This window comes from Agromyces sp. LHK192, assembly GCF_004006235.1.
In the GTDB taxonomy this organism is placed as follows: domain Bacteria; phylum Actinomycetota; class Actinomycetes; order Actinomycetales; family Microbacteriaceae; genus Agromyces.
Genome location: NZ_CP034753.1, coordinates 540,894 through 556,216, shown reverse-complemented (window position 1 = coordinate 556,216; position 15,323 = coordinate 540,894). Strand labels below are relative to the sequence as shown.

At 72.7% G+C, this 15,323-nt stretch carries 18 protein-coding genes; 15 read left to right on the top strand and 3 right to left on the bottom strand.

Annotated features, from left to right (window positions below; translation table 11 throughout):
• The first annotated feature begins 80 nt into the window (after nt 1-80).
• From ELQ40_RS02525 to ELQ40_RS02455, 15 genes are all read left to right on the top strand, one after another.
• A complete protein-coding gene (locus ELQ40_RS02525) occupies nt 81-1,619 on the top strand; it encodes a 2-hydroxymuconic semialdehyde dehydrogenase (protein WP_127792262.1) in 1,539 nt (512 codons plus the stop codon).
• On the top strand, nt 1,616-2,509 hold the full coding sequence (locus ELQ40_RS02520; protein WP_305004408.1) for a 2-keto-4-pentenoate hydratase: 894 nt from the start codon (nt 1,616-1,618) through the stop codon (nt 2,507-2,509). The genes ELQ40_RS02525 and ELQ40_RS02520 overlap by 4 nt, the downstream gene beginning before the upstream one ends.
• Complete coding sequence (locus ELQ40_RS02515; RefSeq protein WP_127792261.1) at nt 2,506-3,450, top strand: acetaldehyde dehydrogenase (acetylating); 945 nt, start codon at nt 2,506-2,508, stop codon at nt 3,448-3,450. Before ELQ40_RS02520 ends, ELQ40_RS02515 begins: the two co-directional genes overlap by 4 nt.
• Entirely contained in the window at nt 3,447-4,568 is a 1,122-nt protein-coding gene (dmpG, locus tag ELQ40_RS02510) for a 4-hydroxy-2-oxovalerate aldolase (RefSeq protein WP_127792260.1), read from the top strand. The genes ELQ40_RS02515 and dmpG overlap by 4 nt, the downstream gene beginning before the upstream one ends.
• Nucleotides 4,565-5,380, top strand: a complete 816-nt coding sequence (locus tag ELQ40_RS02505; protein ID WP_127792259.1) for a 2-keto-4-pentenoate hydratase — start codon at nt 4,565-4,567, stop codon at nt 5,378-5,380. Before dmpG ends, ELQ40_RS02505 begins: the two co-directional genes overlap by 4 nt.
• Nucleotides 5,377-5,835, top strand: coding sequence for a RidA family protein (locus tag ELQ40_RS02500; RefSeq protein WP_127792258.1), 459 nt, complete (start codon nt 5,377-5,379; stop codon nt 5,833-5,835). Before ELQ40_RS02505 ends, ELQ40_RS02500 begins: the two co-directional genes overlap by 4 nt.
• Nucleotides 5,832-6,356, top strand: coding sequence for a 3-hydroxyanthranilate 3,4-dioxygenase (locus ELQ40_RS02495; protein ID WP_127792257.1), 525 nt, complete (start codon nt 5,832-5,834; stop codon nt 6,354-6,356). Before ELQ40_RS02500 ends, ELQ40_RS02495 begins: the two co-directional genes overlap by 4 nt.
• Nucleotides 6,357-6,361: 5 nt before the next feature.
• Nucleotides 6,362-7,354, top strand: a complete 993-nt coding sequence (locus ELQ40_RS02490) for an amidohydrolase family protein (RefSeq protein ID WP_127792256.1) — start codon at nt 6,362-6,364, stop codon at nt 7,352-7,354.
• Between the two features lie 56 nt (nt 7,355-7,410).
• Nucleotides 7,411-8,682, top strand: coding sequence for a kynureninase (gene kynU / locus ELQ40_RS02485; RefSeq protein WP_127792255.1), 1,272 nt, complete (start codon nt 7,411-7,413; stop codon nt 8,680-8,682).
• 145 nt (nt 8,683-8,827) lie between these two features.
• The gene (locus tag ELQ40_RS02480) at nt 8,828-10,387 is read left to right on the top strand and encodes a PucR family transcriptional regulator (protein WP_127792254.1); all 1,560 of its coding nucleotides are present in this window, start codon (nt 8,828-8,830) and stop codon (nt 10,385-10,387) included.
• A gap of 77 nt (nt 10,388-10,464) precedes the next feature.
• Complete coding sequence (locus ELQ40_RS02475) at nt 10,465-10,659, top strand: DUF1918 domain-containing protein (protein ID WP_127792253.1); 195 nt, start codon at nt 10,465-10,467, stop codon at nt 10,657-10,659.
• Between the two features lie 116 nt (nt 10,660-10,775).
• Nucleotides 10,776-11,282, top strand: coding sequence for a hypothetical protein (locus ELQ40_RS02470; protein ID WP_127792252.1), 507 nt, complete (start codon nt 10,776-10,778; stop codon nt 11,280-11,282).
• A complete protein-coding gene (locus ELQ40_RS02465) occupies nt 11,279-11,623 on the top strand; it encodes a hypothetical protein (RefSeq protein WP_127792251.1) in 345 nt (114 codons plus the stop codon). Before ELQ40_RS02470 ends, ELQ40_RS02465 begins: the two co-directional genes overlap by 4 nt.
• A gap of 102 nt (nt 11,624-11,725) precedes the next feature.
• Nucleotides 11,726-12,109 (top strand): DUF2255 family protein, encoded by a 384-nt coding sequence (locus ELQ40_RS02460; protein WP_127792250.1) that lies wholly within the window; start codon nt 11,726-11,728, stop codon nt 12,107-12,109.
• A 51-nt stretch (nt 12,110-12,160) separates the two neighbouring features.
• Nucleotides 12,161-12,919, top strand: coding sequence for an SGNH/GDSL hydrolase family protein (locus ELQ40_RS02455; protein ID WP_127792249.1), 759 nt, complete (start codon nt 12,161-12,163; stop codon nt 12,917-12,919).
• Between the two features lie 10 nt (nt 12,920-12,929).
• Here the strand turns inward: ELQ40_RS02455 and ELQ40_RS02450 are convergent, their stop codons facing one another.
• Genes ELQ40_RS02450 through ELQ40_RS02440 form a run of 3 tightly spaced genes read right to left on the bottom strand, consistent with a single transcriptional unit; the run spans nt 12,930 to nt 15,270 of the window.
• Complete coding sequence (locus ELQ40_RS02450) at nt 12,930-13,424, bottom strand: FBP domain-containing protein (protein ID WP_127792248.1); 495 nt, start codon at nt 13,422-13,424, stop codon at nt 12,930-12,932.
• Between the two features lie 53 nt (nt 13,425-13,477).
• On the bottom strand, nt 13,478-14,317 hold the full coding sequence (locus ELQ40_RS02445; RefSeq protein ID WP_127792247.1) for a hypothetical protein: 840 nt from the start codon (nt 14,315-14,317) through the stop codon (nt 13,478-13,480).
• A 59-nt stretch (nt 14,318-14,376) separates the two neighbouring features.
• Nucleotides 14,377-15,270 (bottom strand): bile acid:sodium symporter family protein, encoded by an 894-nt coding sequence (locus tag ELQ40_RS02440; protein WP_240665908.1) that lies wholly within the window; start codon nt 15,268-15,270, stop codon nt 14,377-14,379.
• Nucleotides 15,271-15,323 lie beyond the last annotated feature (53 nt).

Sequence of the window (15,323 nt, the reverse complement as noted above, 5' to 3'; positions counted from 1 at the left end):
CCGGGACTATAGCCGTACGGGCATGGCAGCGCTTCACAAGAGCATTTGTCGGCATCGAACGCGGTTCCTAGCCTGATGGCATGTCATCCCTCACGACGCCGGCATCGACGCCGGCGCCCGCCTCGCCCCAGGCGGCTGCCGCGACGTCCTCGACCCGCGGGACCGCGCGGCAGATCCGCGGCTTCGTCGGCGGCGCGTTCCTCGACGGCATCCGAGCGTTCGACAAGATCGACCCGGTCGACGGCTCGCTCGTCGGCCAGGTGCACGAGGCGGGGCCGCACGAGGTCGACCTCGCGGTCGCCGCGGCGCGGACCGCGGCGGACGGACCGTGGGGTCGCATGACGACCGGCGAACGGGCCGCGATCCTGCGCCGCGTCGCCGACGTCATCGACCGCCGGTTCGACGAGCTCGTCGCCGCCGAGGTGCGCGACACCGGCAAGCCCGAGACGCTCGCCCGCGACCTCGACGTCGCCCGTGCCGCAGCGAACTTCCGCGCCGCCGCCGACACCGTGTCGACCGCCGGCCTCGACTCGTTCCTCACCGAACTGCCCGACGGGCGGCGCGCCCTCAACTACGCGGTCCGCAAGCCCCTCGGCGTCGTCGCCGTCATCGTCCCGTGGAACCTGCCGCTGCTGCTGCTCACGTGGAAGCTGGCGCCCGCGCTCGCCGCAGGCAACAGCGTCGTCGTCAAGCCCTCCGAGCAGACGCCGTCCTCGGCGACGATGCTCGCCGAGATCCTCGCCGAGGCGGGAGTCCCCGACGGCGTCGTCAACGTCGTGCACGGCTTCGGCGCGGGCTCCACCGGCGAGCTGCTGACGAGCCATCCGGGCATCGACGCCGTGACCTTCACCGGCGAGTCGTCCACCGGCTCGGCGATCATGCGCGCGGTCGCCCCGCGGGTCCGACCGGTGTCGTTCGAGCTCGGCGGCAAGAACGCCGCCGTGGTCTTCGCCGACGCCGACCTCGACGCCGCGATCGCGGGCCTCGCCCGGTCGACGTACCTCAACACCGGGCAGGTGTGCCTGTGCACCGAGCGGATCTACGTCGAGCGATCGGTGTTCGACGACGTCGCCGCAGGCCTCACCGAGCAGGCGCGCCGGCTCCGACTCGGCCGCCCCGAGGACCCGGCGACGACGACCGGACCCCTCATCTCGCACGAGCACCGCGAGAAGGTGCGCGCCTACCTCGACCTCGCGGTCGCCGAGGGCGCCACGGTGCTCGCCGGCGGCGGCGTCCCCGACCTCGGCGACGACCTCGCCGGCGGATCGTGGATCGAGCCGACGCTGTGGACCGGGCTCGACCAGACGCACCGCACGGTGCGCGAGGAGGTCTTCGGACCCGTCGCCGCGCTCATCCCGTTCGACACCGAGGCCGAGGCCGTCGCACTCGCCAACGACACCGACTACGGCCTCGCCGCCGTCACCTGGACCCGAGACCTCTCGAAGGGGCACCGCGTCGCCCAGCGCATGCGGGTCGGCATGTCGTGGGTCAACACCTGGTACCTGCGCGACCTCCGCAGCCCCTTCGGCGGAGTCGGGCTCTCGGGCATCGGGCGCGAGGGCGGCCGCCACTCGCTCGACTTCTACACCGAGCCGACGAACGTGTGCGTGCAGCTGTGAGCGCGGCGACGACCACCGAGGGCGGCCGCATCGACGCCGACCGCACGGCCGCGGACCGCGGTGCCGCAGATCGCACGGCCGCGATCCGCGCCGCGCACGACCGCCTCGAGTCCGCGGTGCGCACGCGGATCGCGTGCGCACCGGTGCGCGACCTCATCGGCGAGATCGATGCGGATGCCGCGTACGACGTGCAGACGCTCGGCGTCGTCGCCCGCCTTGCCGAGGGCCGCCGGGTCGCCGGGCGCAAGATCGGGCTGACCTCGGCCGCGGTGCAGGCGCAGTTCGGCGTGCACTCCCCCGACTACGGCGTGCTGTTCGACGACATGGTCGTCGCCGACCGCGAGCCGATCGCCCTCGACGGCCTCATGCAGCCCCGCGTCGAGGCGGAGGTCGCGTTCGTGCTCGGCCGCGACCTCGACGCGCCCGCGGCGAGCGTCGCCGACGTGATCCGTGCGACCGAGTTCGTGCTGCCGGCGATCGAGGTCGTGGACTCGAGGATCGCCGGGTGGGACATCCGCATCACCGACACGATCGCCGACAACGCGTCGAGCGGCGCGGTCGTGCTCGGCACCGTGCCGCGCCGGCTCGACGGCCTCGACCTCGCCGCGGTCGGCATGCGCCTGGACGTCGATGGCGAACCGGTGTCCACCGGGTCGGGCGCGGCCTGCCTCGGCAGCCCGGTCGTCGCCGTCGCCTGGCTGGCCCGAGCGGTCGCCCGGCACGGTCGCCCGCTCCGGGCCGGGGAGATCGTGCTCTCCGGAGCCCTCGGACCGATGGTCGCGGCACTCCCCGGGGTGTTCCGCGCACGACTCGACGGCCTCGGCGAGGTGCACGCCGACTTCGCAGCCACCGCCGGCGGAGCCGGCACCACGACGGGAGCCGCCGCATGACCACGGGAATCGCCATCATCGGCTCGGGCAACATCGGCACCGACCTGCTGATCAAGGTGAAGCGCCTCTCGTCGACGCTGCACGTCGCCGCCATGGCGGGCATCGACCCGGACTCCGACGGCCTCGCGAGGGCCCGCCGGCTCGGCGTCGCGACGACGCACGAGGGCGTCGAGGGCCTCGTGCGCATGCCCGAGTTCGCCGACGTCGCGCTCGTCTTCGACGCGACCTCGGCCGCGGCCCACGTGCACAACGACCGCATCGTGCGGCAGTTCGACCGGATCGTGGTCGACCTCACGCCCGCCGCGATCGGCCCGTACGTGGTGCCCGTCGTGAACCTCGACGACCACGTCGACGCCTCGAACGTCAACCTCGTCACCTGCGGCGGCCAGGCGACCGTGCCCATGGTCGCCGCCGTGTCGCGCGTCGCGCCGGTGGCGTACGCCGAGATCGTCGCGTCGATCGCCTCGCGGTCGGCTGGCCCCGGCACCCGCGCGAACATCGACGAGTTCACGCAGACGACCGCCCGCGCGATCGAGCGGATCGGCGGCGCCGAGCGGGGCAAGGCGATCATCGTGCTCAACCCGGCCGAACCGCCGCTCATCATGCGCGACACCGTGTTCTGCCTCGTCGAGGGCGAACCCGACGAGGCATCCGTACGCCGTTCGGTCGATGCGATGGTGGCCGAGGTGCAGGGCTACGTGGGCGGTTACCGCCTGAAGCAGCAGGTGCAGTTCGAGCCGGTCGACGAACCGTACGTGCCCGCGCTCGACCGTGCGTTCCGCGGCACGCGAGTGTCGATCCTGCTCGAGGTCGCGGGCGCCGGCCACTACCTCCCCGAGTACGCCGGCAACCTCGACATCATGACCTCCGCCGCCCTCCGCACGGCCGAGCGCCTCGTCGCCCGACGTCACGCCGACACCCCGATCGAGGTGCCAGCATGACGGCCGCGGCGCCGCGCGTGTACGTGCAGGACGTCACGCTGCGCGACGGCATGCATGCGATCGGCCACCGGTACACGATCGACCAGGTGCGCGCCATCGCCGCGGCCCTCGAGGCCGCCGGCGTCGACGCCGTCGAGGTTGCGCACGGCGACGGGCTGGGCGGCTCGAGCGTCGCCTACGGGCACGGCGCGAACACCGACGCGGCGTGGATCGAGGCGGCCGCATCAGTCCTCGACCGCGCGCGCCTGACGACGCTCATCCTCCCCGGCATCGGCACGATCGACGACCTCGCCCGGGCCAGGGACCGCGGGGTCCGCAGCGTGCGCGTCGCGACGCACTGCACCGAGGCCGACGTCGCCGCTCAGCACATCGGGTGGGCGCGCGACCACGGCATGGACGTCTCGGGGTTCCTCATGATGAGCCACATGAACGACCCGGCGGCCCTGGCCGCGCAGGCGAAGCTCATGGAGTCGTACGGCGCGAACTGCGTCTACGTGACCGACTCGGGCGGCAGGCTCACCGGCCGCGACGTCGCCGACCGCGTCTCGGCCTACCGCGACGTGCTCGACGCGTCGACCGAGATCGGCATCCACGCGCACGAGAACCTGTCGCTCAGCGTCGCCAACAGCGTCGTCGCGGTCGAGCACGGTGCGAATCGGGTCGACGCGTCGCTCGCCGGGCAGGGCGCGGGAGCCGGCAACACGCCGATCGAGGCGTTCGTCGCCGTGGCCGACCTGCTGGGCTGGCAGCACGCGTGCGACCTGTTCGCGCTGCAGGATGCCGCCGACGACCTCGTCCGGCCGATCCAGCGGCGCCCAGTCCGCGTCGACCGTGAGACGCTCACCCTCGGCTACGCCGGCGTCTACTCGAGCTTCCTCCTGCACGCCGAACGGGCCGCCGAGCGGCACGGGCTCGACGCGCGCGACATCCTCGTCGAGGTCGGCCGCCGTCGCATGGTCGGCGGCCAGGAGGACCTCATCGTCGACGTGGCGCTCGACCTCGCCGGCGCCCGCGACGACGCCCTCGCCGACGCCCGCGACGACGCCGGGCCGGACATCGGGCCGGACACCGGGTCCGAAGCCGCTGACGACACCTCGAACGACGGAGCTGCGGCATGAGCGCCGTCGCGCTGCACGCGCTCGCCCTCGACGACGCGCAGCGTCGAGCGAACGCGATCCGCCAGCTCTCGCACGGCGGAGCGCTCCACCTCGAGGACGCGTACGCGACCCAGCATGCGCTCGTCGCGCGGCGCGTCGGCCGTGGCGAGCGCGTGATCGGCGCGAAACTCGGCTTCACCAGTCGCGCGAAGGCGCAGCAGATGGGGGTCGACGACGTCATCATCGGCACGCTCACCGACGCGATGCGCCTCGACGACGGCGGATGCCTCGACCTCGCGGTCGCCATCCACCCGCGGGTCGAGCCCGAGGTGGCCTACCTGCTGGGCGCCGACCTCGCGGGTGGCGACGCCGACGACCGCGGCGCCGACGACGGCCCCGTGTCGGATCCATTCGCCGTGATCGCCGCCGTCGCGCCCGCGATCGAGGTCATCGACTCGCGCTACCGCGACTTCGCGTTCGACCTCGGCGACGTCGTCGCCGACAACGCGTCATCCGCCGCCTTCGCCGTCGGCACCTGGCGGGACCCGCGCGAGGTGGGCGCGCTCGACAACCGCGCCGTCCGCCTCGAGGTCGACGGCCGCGTCGTCCAGACCGGGTCGACGGGGGCGATCCTCGGCGACCCGGGCCGCGCGCTCGCCGCCGCCCTCCGACTCGCCCGCGCGCACGGCTTCGCACTGCCCGCCGGCTCGGTGCTGCTCGCAGGCGCCGCGACCGCGGCCGTACCGTTCCCCCGTGCCGGGCTGGTCGAGGCGCACGTCGCCGGGCTCGGGTCGGTCTCGATCCGGGCGGCGCGCGAGGAGGGCGCGCGATGAGCGGCGGCGACGGCATCCTCGTCGCCGGCAAGGCGACCCCGCGCGGACGGTTCCCGCACGTGCGCGTCTCGGGCGACCTCGTCTTCGTGTCCGGCACGTCGAGCCGGCGTCCCGACAACACCATCGAGGGCGCCGAGGTCGACGAGTTCGGCACGACCCGCCTCGACATCGCCGTGCAGACGCGAGCCGTGATCGCGAACATCCGCGACGTGCTGGCCGCCGCGGGCTGCGAGCTGCGCGACGTCGTGCAGGCGACCGCGTTCCTCGTCGACATGAACGACTTCGCCGGGTACAACGACGTCTGGGCCGAGCACTTCGACGAGCACGGCCCCGCCCGCACCACCGTCGCCGTGCACGCCCTGCCGCATCCGCACCTGCGCATCGAGATCCAGGCCGTCGCGCGCCGGCCCGAACGACCCATCGAATCCACCACCGCATCCGAGGAGGAGCAATGAGCACCATCCCACCCGTCATCGACTTCGCCAAGTGGATCGAGGAGCACGAGCACCTGCTCAAGCCCCCGGTGAACAACAAGCAGGCGTGGGAGCCGATCGGCGATTTCATCGTGCAGGTCGTCGGCGGCCCCAACCAGCGCACGGACTTCCACTTCGACCCGTACGAGGAGTGGTTCTACCAGTACCGCGGCAACATGCACGTGAACATCCAGACGCCCGACGGGCTGCAGCGCATCGACATCCGCGAGGGCGAGATGTGGCTGCTGCCCGGCAACGTGTTCCATTCGCCGCAGCGCCCCGAGGCCGGCTCGATCGGCATCGTCATCGAGCGCATCCGCGAGGAGGGCACGCTCGAGAAGTTCGCCTGGTTCTGCCCGGAGTGCAACACGAAGGTGCACGAGGTCGAACTCCAGGTACGCGACATCGTCGAGGACCTGCCGCCCGTGTTCCGCGAGTTCTACGAGAGCGAGGAGGGCCGCACCTGCCCGAACTGCGGCGCCGTCCACCCCGGCAAGGGCTGACCTCGTTGGGGACGATCGACATCCACACGCACTACGTGCCGAGCGCCTGGCCCGACCTGTCCACGCAGGTCGGGCACGGCGTCTGGCCGTCGCTGCGGGTGGATTCGGAACGCGACGCGATGATCCTGCTCGGCGATGCCGAGTTCCGCCGGATCGGGCCCGACTGCTGGGACGCCGGCACGCGGCTGGCCGACATGGACGCCGACGGCATCGACGTCCAGGTGGTCTCGCCGACGCCGGTCTTCTTCGCCTACGACAAGGCCGGCGACCAGGCGGTGAAGGTCGCGCGCATCTTCAACGACCTCGCCCTGGAGATCTGCGAACCGGCGCCGGGCCGCCTGCTCCCGTTCGCCCAGGTGCCGTTGCAGGACCCGGATGCCGCGTGCGCCGAGGCCGACCGGGCCGTCGCGGCCGGGCACCACGGCGTCGAGATCGGCAACCACCTCGGCGACCGCGACCTCGACGACGAGGGCGTCGTCGTCTTCCTCCAGCACTGCGCGGCGCAGGGCATCCCCGTGTTCGTGCACCCGTGGGACATGGCGGAGTCTCCCCGACTGAACCGCTGGATGGCCCGCTGGCTGACCGGCATGCCCGCCGAGACGCACCTGTCGATCATCGCGATGATCCTCGGGGGCGTGTTCGACCGGGTGTCGCCGGACCTGCGCATCGCGTTCGCGCACGGCGGCGGATCGTTCGCGTTCTGGCTGGGCCGCTTCGAGAACGCCTGGCACCAGCGCCCCGACCTCATCGGCGTGAGCGAGCGCCCGCCGTCGGCGTACCTGGACCGGTTCAGCGTGGACTCGGTCGTGTTCGACCCGACCGCGCTGCGGGTGCTGGTCGACACGCTCGGCGCCGAGCAGGTCATGGTCGGCAGCGACTACCCGTACCCGCTGGGCGAACGGCCGGTCGCCCGCGTCGTGGAGCGCGCCGACTTCCTCGACGACGCCCAGCGCGCCGCGATCCTGCACGGCAACGCCCGCCGCTTCCTCGGGCGCTGAACCCCGCACGGCACGACCGCACCCCGAACCCCCACGACCCCACCCCGGAGGACCGCATGACGCTCGCGACATCCGCCCGATCGATCGACCGCGCGACCTGCGAGGCGCTCGATGCCGCCGACCCGCTCGCCCGGTTCCGCGACCGGTTCGCGTTGCCCGACGGCGTCGTCTACCTCGACGGCAACTCGCTCGGCGCGCTCCCGGCCTCGACGCCGGCGCACGTCGCGCGGGTGATCGCCGAGGAGTGGGGCGTCGGCCTCATCCGGAGCTGGAACGACGCCGGCTGGTTCGACAAGCCGCGCGCACTCGGCGACCGGATCGCCCCGCTCATCGGTGCGGCGCCCGGCGAGGTCGTGCTGGGCGACTCCACCTCGGCGAGCCTGTTCCAGGTGGCGGTCGCGGCGGCGCGCCTGCGCCCCGGGCGTCGGGTCATCGTCTCGGAAGCGGGGAACTTCCCGACCGACCTGTACGTGCTCGAGGCCGTGCAGGAACTGCTCGGTGAGGGTGCGCCCCTCGAGCGCCGACTCATCTCCGACGCCGGGCCGACGCTCGACGACGTGCTCGACGACGACGTCGCGGTCGTCGTGCTGACCCAGGTGGACTACCGGACCGGCCGCATGCTCGACCTCGCCGACGTGACCCGGCGCGTGCACGAGGCTGGCGCGCTGATGGTGTGGGACCTCTGCCACAGCGTCGGCGCGGTGCCGGTGGACCTCAACGCGGCCGACGCCGACTTCGCGATCGGCTGCACGTACAAGTACCTCAACGGCGGCCCCGGTTCCCCGTCGTTCATCTGGGCGGCCGAGCGGCACCACGACGCCGCTCGCCCCGCGATCACCGGATGGCACGGGCACGCGCGCCCGTTCGAGTTCGGCATCGGGTACGAGCCGGCCGACGGGATCACGCGGTTCCGCGTCGGCACGCCGCAACTGCTGGCGCTCGCGGGCCTGGAATCGAGCCTCGACCTCTGGGACGAGGTCGACCTCGCCGAGCTCCGCGAGAAGAGCCTGCGGCTGACCGAGCTGTTCATCTCGCTGGTCGACGCCCGACTCGCCCGGTGGAACGTGGAGGTGGTCACGCCCCGCACGTCCGCCCGACGGGGCAGTCAGGTCGCGCTCCGCGCCGAGCACGGGTATCCCGTGATGCAGGCGCTGATCGCGCGCGGCGTCATCGGCGACTTCCGGGCGCCCGACCTCATGCGGTTCGGCTTCGCGCCCCTGTACGTCTCGCACGCCGACGTGTGGGACGCGGTCGACGTGCTCGAGCACGTGCTCGCGACCGAGGCGTGGCGCGACCCCGGGTACGCCCGCCGCGGCGCCGTCACCTGAGGAGCCGCCGGCCTCGTGGCCCGCTCCCTTCCAGCGCCGGACTGTACACTCTGGCCTGAATGTTCGACACGGCGTACACCACGCCGAGGGATGCCCCGGCCGAACCGTCCCGGACGGCGCGGCCGCCCGACGATCGAGGAGCCCAGTGCAGCCGACGGTGCAGATCCTGCTCGACCGACCCGAGCTCGGGCTCCGCCTGCTCACCCCGGTCGACGCGCTCGCGCCGGCCGCGCTCGACGCACCCGTCGCGTGGGCGCACAGCTCCGACCTCGCCGACCCCACCCCGTTCCTCGACGCCGAGCACGTCCTGCTCACGACCGGCACCCAGTTCGGCGCCGACGCGGGCGCCGACGACCCGGCCGGCTTCGACGCCTACGTCGCGCGCCTGCACGACGCCGGCGTCGCCGCGCTCGGCTTCGGCACCGAGGTCATCCGCGACGGCACCCCGGCCCTGCTGATCGAGGCGTGCGCGAAGCACGGGCTGCCGTTGTTCGAGGTGCCGTACCGCGTGCCGTTCATCCGCGTGGTCCGCACCGTCGCCGACCTGAACGCGGCCGACGCGAACGCGAGGCAGGCGTGGGCGATGCAGGCGCAGCGCGCGATCTCGCTCGCCGCGCTCCGGCCCGACGGGCTCGGCGCCACGATCGCCGAGCTCTCGAACCGACTCGGCGCGTGGGTCGGACTGATCGACGCCGCCGGCACGCTGGATCGCGAGGCGCCCGCCGGTGGCATGGGCCAGCCGTGGCTCGGCGAGATCGTCGGCGAGGCGCGCAGCGTGCTCCGCCGCGGCCAGCGCGCGAGCCGCGTGCTCGACGCCGGGGCATCCGTCGGCGATCCGCGGCGCGTGACGCTGCAGACGCTCGGCGCCGGCGGCGCCCTGCGCGGCGTCCTCGCGATCGGCGACTCGCCGCAGCTCGACTCCGCCGGCCGGGAGGTCGTGACCGCGGTCATCGCCCTCGCCGGGCTCGCGCTCGAGCAGAACCGCGACCTCGATCGCGCGCGCGGGCACCTGCGGTCGGGCCTGCTGCGCTCGATCCTCGCCGGCGAGGTCGAACTCGCGGCCGAGGTCGCCGACGAGATGTGGGGCGCCCTCCCACGCACGCCGCTACGCGTCGCGGTCGTCGACGCACGACCCGAGCACACCGACCGCCTCACGGAGTACCTCGAGCTCCGCGTCGACGAGCGCGACGGCCGCCTCTTCTTCGGACGTGCCGGGGACCGCGTCGTGGTGCTCCTCGAGCAGTCGGATGCCGCCCTCGCGGACGAGGTCGCCGAGGAGTTCGAGGCCGCCGTCGGCATCTCCGATCCGATCCCGTCGATGCAGCAGGCCGCGGCCGCGCACGAGCAGGCGCTCCGCGCCGTCGAGCGCGCCCGCGAGCAGGGCGCCGTCGTCGTGGCGTTCGAGGAGATCAGCCGGCAGGGCGTCCTGGCCTTCCTCGCGCGAACGGATGCCCGGGCCGTCGCGCAGGCGACCCTCGCGCCGCTGACCGAGCACGATGCCTCGAACGGCACCGCGCTCGTCGAAACGGTGCGCGTCTGGCTCGAGCACGGCGGGCAGTTCGACGCGACGGCGGGGCGGCTGGGCCTCCACCGCCACACCGTGCGCAGCCGGATCGCGCAGGCCGAACGCCTGCTCGGCCGCGACCTCTCCGGCTTCCACGCGCGTGCCGACCTCTGGGCGGCGCTGCTGGCCGTCGAGGCCTGACCCCGCGCCCCGGCGGCTGCGCTTCCGACGCGCGGAGCCCCGGCGTACGCTGGATCGACAGGGGGAAGGGGGCGGCCATGCACGCGGTCATCGGCGATCGACTGGTCATCCACGGCAAGCACGTCGGCGAGGCGGAACGTCACGGGGAGGTGCTCGAGGTGCGCGGCGCCGAGGGCAGCCCGCCCTACCTGGTGCGCTACGACGACGGCCACGAAGGGCTGCTGTACCCCGGCGGGGACTGCGAGATCGAACACGCGACGTCTTCGAGCTGAGTTCACGCGTCGACTCGTCTCGACCGGCGGGCACGTCATGGGGAGTCCACCCCATCGACACCGCGCCGACGGCTCCGTACCGTTGGCCGCAGCACCGCCCGCCGAAGGGATCCGAGATGACCACAGGTACGGCCTCCGTCGAAGCGACCTCGCTGGCGGAGCGCATCGATCGGCTCGAGCGACTGGCGATCGGATGGATCGTGGCACTCAGCACGATCTGCATCGGCCTCGGGCTGATCCTGCCGACCGGCACCGACCGGTCCGACGAGCGGTCGTGGAGCCTCCTGGGACTGCTCGTCGAGTTCGGCCCGGCGGTCTCGAGCGGGGACGACGACGGCGTCCTCCTCGGCGTGGCCCTGATCGTCGGGGTCATCGTGATCGCGTCGACGGCGTTCTTCGGCCTCATCATCGCGGGCCGCAGGCCTTCCCCCCGAGCCGCGACCGTGTTCCGTGCCGGCGCGGGTGCCTCGGCCGCCATGTGCCTCGGGCTGTGGATGATCGCGGGGTTCGCGACGTCGAACGGATCGACGCTCGAGGCGGGCATGCCCGTCCTGACCGTCGGTGTCCTGCTCCTGCTCGTCTACGCCTTCGCTCCGCTCTACGTGCAGATCTGGAAGCGATGACCGCCGAGCCGGACGAGCGGCCGCAACGGCGGCTCGGATTCAGGGTCGGTGCCGCTGAGTTCGGCATCGGCGCGGTGATCGGCGCCATCGCACCGTTCCTCGGCTACCAGGCCGCGACTGCGCTCCTTCCGAGTGTCACCGACCTCGGATTGATCCTGATCGCCATCGCGCCGACCGCGCTCCTGCTCGTCAGCGCGGTCGTGCCGGCCTGGCGGGGCCGCGCCATCGCCATCGCCATCGGCTGCGCCTGCGGCACGATCGTGACGCTCGCCATCGTGCTCGGCGGGATCAGCGCGATCGCCTGGCTGCTCTCCGATCCGGCCGGCGCACCGCAGGGCTGATCGGATCGACCGAGGTTGCGCCGGTCCCTCCCACCATCGGCCGATCCGGGGTTGGATGGGAGCACGGTCCCGAACGGGCCGATCACCTGAAGGGGTACCACCATGACCGCATGGAACGAGTCCGACCTGGTAGCACTGGGCGACGCCGACGAGGTCCACGTCGCATCGCGACGACGCGACGGCGATCTCAGCAAGCACATCACGATCTGGGGTGTGAGGGTCGGCGACCACTTCTACGTGCGATCGGCGTACGGGCCTGACAACGGCTGGTTCCGTCGCGCGCTCGCGGCGGGCCGCGGCGGCATCCGCGGTGGTGGATCCGACGTCGACGTGACCTTCACGCACGTCAACTCGGCCGACCCGATCAACGCCGACCTCGACGCCGTGTACCGGGAGAAGTACGGGCGCTACGCCAAGAACATCGTGGACACCGTGGTCGGGCCCGAGGCCGCCGAGGTCACGTTCCGGCTCGACCCGGAGGGGTGACCGGGCACCGGGCGGCATCCGACACCCCCTCTCCGCGTTACGGTGGAACCCATGTTCCACAGCTACGCGGCGATCGGCGACAGCTTCACCGAGGGGGTCGGCGACGAACTGCCCGACGGCAGCGTGCGCGGCTGGGCCGACTTCGTCGCGACCGGCCTCGCCGCCGCCGCGCACGAACCCGTCGGCTACGCGAACTTCGCGATCCGCGGCCGCAAGCTCGGCCCCATCATCGAGGAGCAGCTCGAGGCGGCGATCGCGCTGCGACCCGAGGTGATCAGCTTCAACGGCGGCGGCAACGACATGCTCCGCCCGCGGATGCCCGAGGAACTGGTCGCCGGGCGGTTCCGGCAGGCTGTGCACCGCATCCGCGACGAGGGCATCCACGTGCTCATGCTCTCCGGCGCCAACCCGACCGACCACCTTCCCCTGGGCCGCGTGTTCGACGCGCGCGGGGCGCGACTCACGGCGGCGCTGGTCGACCTCGCCGAGCTCGACGGCGTCACGTTCGTCGACAACTTCAACGACCGCGGGCTGCGCGACATCCGCTACTGGTCACCTGACAAGCTGCACCTGAACTCGTTGGGCCACGCCCGCGTCGCGAGCAACGTGCTCACCGCGATCGGCGTGCCGGTGCCCCCCGAGTGGGGCGTGGAGGAGGTCGCGTCGGCGCCCGCCGGGCCGCGCAGCCGCAACACCGCGGCCTACTACCGCGAGTTCGTGCTGCCGTGGATCGGCCGCCGACTCACCGGCCGGTCGTCGGGCGACGGCCGCACGGCCAAGCGACCCACGTTGGAGCCCGTCACCCGGTGACGACGCCCCGTCAGCCGGTGACGACGTCCGCGACGAAGGCGCGCGTGCGCTGGGCGACGCCCTCGATGCGCTCGATCTCGCGCACGGTCGGCACGACCTCCGACGGGGCCGGCGGCCGCCCGAGCCGCACGGTCTCCTGACAGGCGAGATCGCTGCAGATGTAGGTGCCGACGCTGTCGCCGCGCTCGCCCGCGGCGCCTGCGCGTCGCGCCGAGAACAACAGCACCTGGTCGCCGGGCTGCTGGGTGTGGCAGAGGCTGCAGATCGCGGCACGGTGGTGCGAGCCGGTGCGGTCGGCCGCACGGAGGACGATGCCGACCGGTTCGCCGTCGATCTCCGTCACGAGGTATCCGCGCGACGGGATCCTGGGATCGCGCCAGCCGAACGCGTCGAGGTGGGCCCACTCGGTCACGAAGAATCCCACGGGCAGCGAGACCTGTTCGAGTTCGGCGTCGTGCGCGTTCGCGAACACGGAACGCACCTCGCTCTCGGCCAGTGCCTGCATGCCTCCCCTTCCGACCCGTCCAGTGTAGGCACGGGGTCCGACCTCCGATCCTGCTACCGCTGGTCGGAGGTCCATTCGCCGAAGGTCCGGCCGTCACCGCCGTCGAGCGTGGGCACCCAGACGCGTTCGCGCCCTCCCGTGTCGACGGAGCCGCCGACGACCGACCACTCGATGCCCGTCGAGTCCGGCCCCCATCGCAGCTCGACGCCTTCACCGGGCAGCAGGCCGGCCGGGCGCGCGCTGCCGCTGACGTCGTCGTAGGTCAGCAGGCGCGTGATGCCGTGCCTGGCGAAGATCCGCTCGTCGACGCAGGTGCCGCCCCAGCCCGCCCAGTTGAGCCGCTGGACGATGAGGCAGACGTCGCCGCGCTCGAGGAACACCCAGGCGTCGTGCCCGAAGACGCGCCCGACGTGGCGGAGGGTCGTGGCGCGCCGGCCGAGCTGCACCTCGTACCCGCGCAGCGCGGTGTCGGCCGTGGTCTGCGGGCGCTCGAACACCGCCATCCCGCGCGGCGGCCCGCCGCCCCGGATCACCCCGGCGACGATCGCGCCCGCCGCGATCACGACCGCCGCCGCGATCGCCCATCCGATCAGGCGACGACGGCGCCGCTGCCCGACGACGGGCTCGGCGACGGGCTCGGCGACCGACCCGATCACCGGCGTCCGCGTCGGCGGTTCGGGGCCGATCCGTCCGTCGCCCCGCTCGCACGCCCGGGCGATCCGTCGCTCGAGCGCCGCGAGATCGCTCGCCGCAGACGAGTCGTATCCGCCGGGAGTTCCGTAGACGACTCGACGAAGGGCATCGGCCCTCACCTCGAGCTCTCCGACGTCGGCGTCGGATTCCGCGTCCGCCTCGGCGGCGCCGCGCACCGGTGATCCGCCCACTGGATCCATGCCGACCAGTGTGGACCGATCCGCCGTCGCGCGGTCGTCCGACGGGACGAGCGGCTCCGCTACGCCGACGACGCGGTGGCGGCCGGCCGGTCCCGGTCGGCGGCATCCTCGGGCGTCGCCCGTCCGCGGATCAGGAACCCGAAGCCGAGGGCGACGAAGAACATGAGCACGCCGTAGACGGCGGCGGGCAGGCTCATCTCGGTGCTGCCGACGACGGTCTGGGCGATCACGATCGCGAGCGTCGCGTTGTGGATGCCGATCTCGAACGAGCTGGCGATCGACTGGCGGCGGTCGACCCGCAGCAGGCGCGGCGCCACGTAGCCGACCGTCAGGCTGATGATGCAGAAGACCACCGTGATGAGCGCAAGGCTGCCGACGTTCGCGAGCAGCAGTTCGAGGTTCGACACGATCGCGCCCGCGATCACCACGACGAGGATCACGACCGAGGCGATGCGCACCGGCCGGTCCATGCGGTCGGCGAACGTCGGCTTCCACCAGCGCACCAGCATGCCGAGCGCCACCGGCAGTAGCACGATCGCGAACACCTCGAGCGTCTTCGCGAACTGGATGCCGAGCGACTCGTCGCCGGGCAGGAAGTAGGCGATCGCGAGGTTCGTGATGAGCGGCAGGGTGAACACCGCGAGCACCGAGTTGATCGCGGTGAGCGAGATGTTCAGCGCGACGTCGCCGCGGAAGAGGTGGCTGTAGAGGTTCGCGGTCGTGCCGCCGGGCGATGCCGCCAGCAGCAGCATGCCGACCGCGAGCACGGGCGGCAGGGCGAACAGCTCGACCAGCAGGAAGCAGATCGCGGGCAGCACGAGGATCTGGCACAGCAGGGCGATGATCACCGCCTTCGGATGCCTCGCCACGCGCGCGAAGTCGCCGAGGGTGAGTGAGAGCCCCAGGCCGAACATGATGATGCCGAGGGCGACGGGGAGTCCAATGGTGGTCAACGCTGATCCCATCCGATCAGTGTGATGGACGGTGGGCCCGCGACGGAATCCCC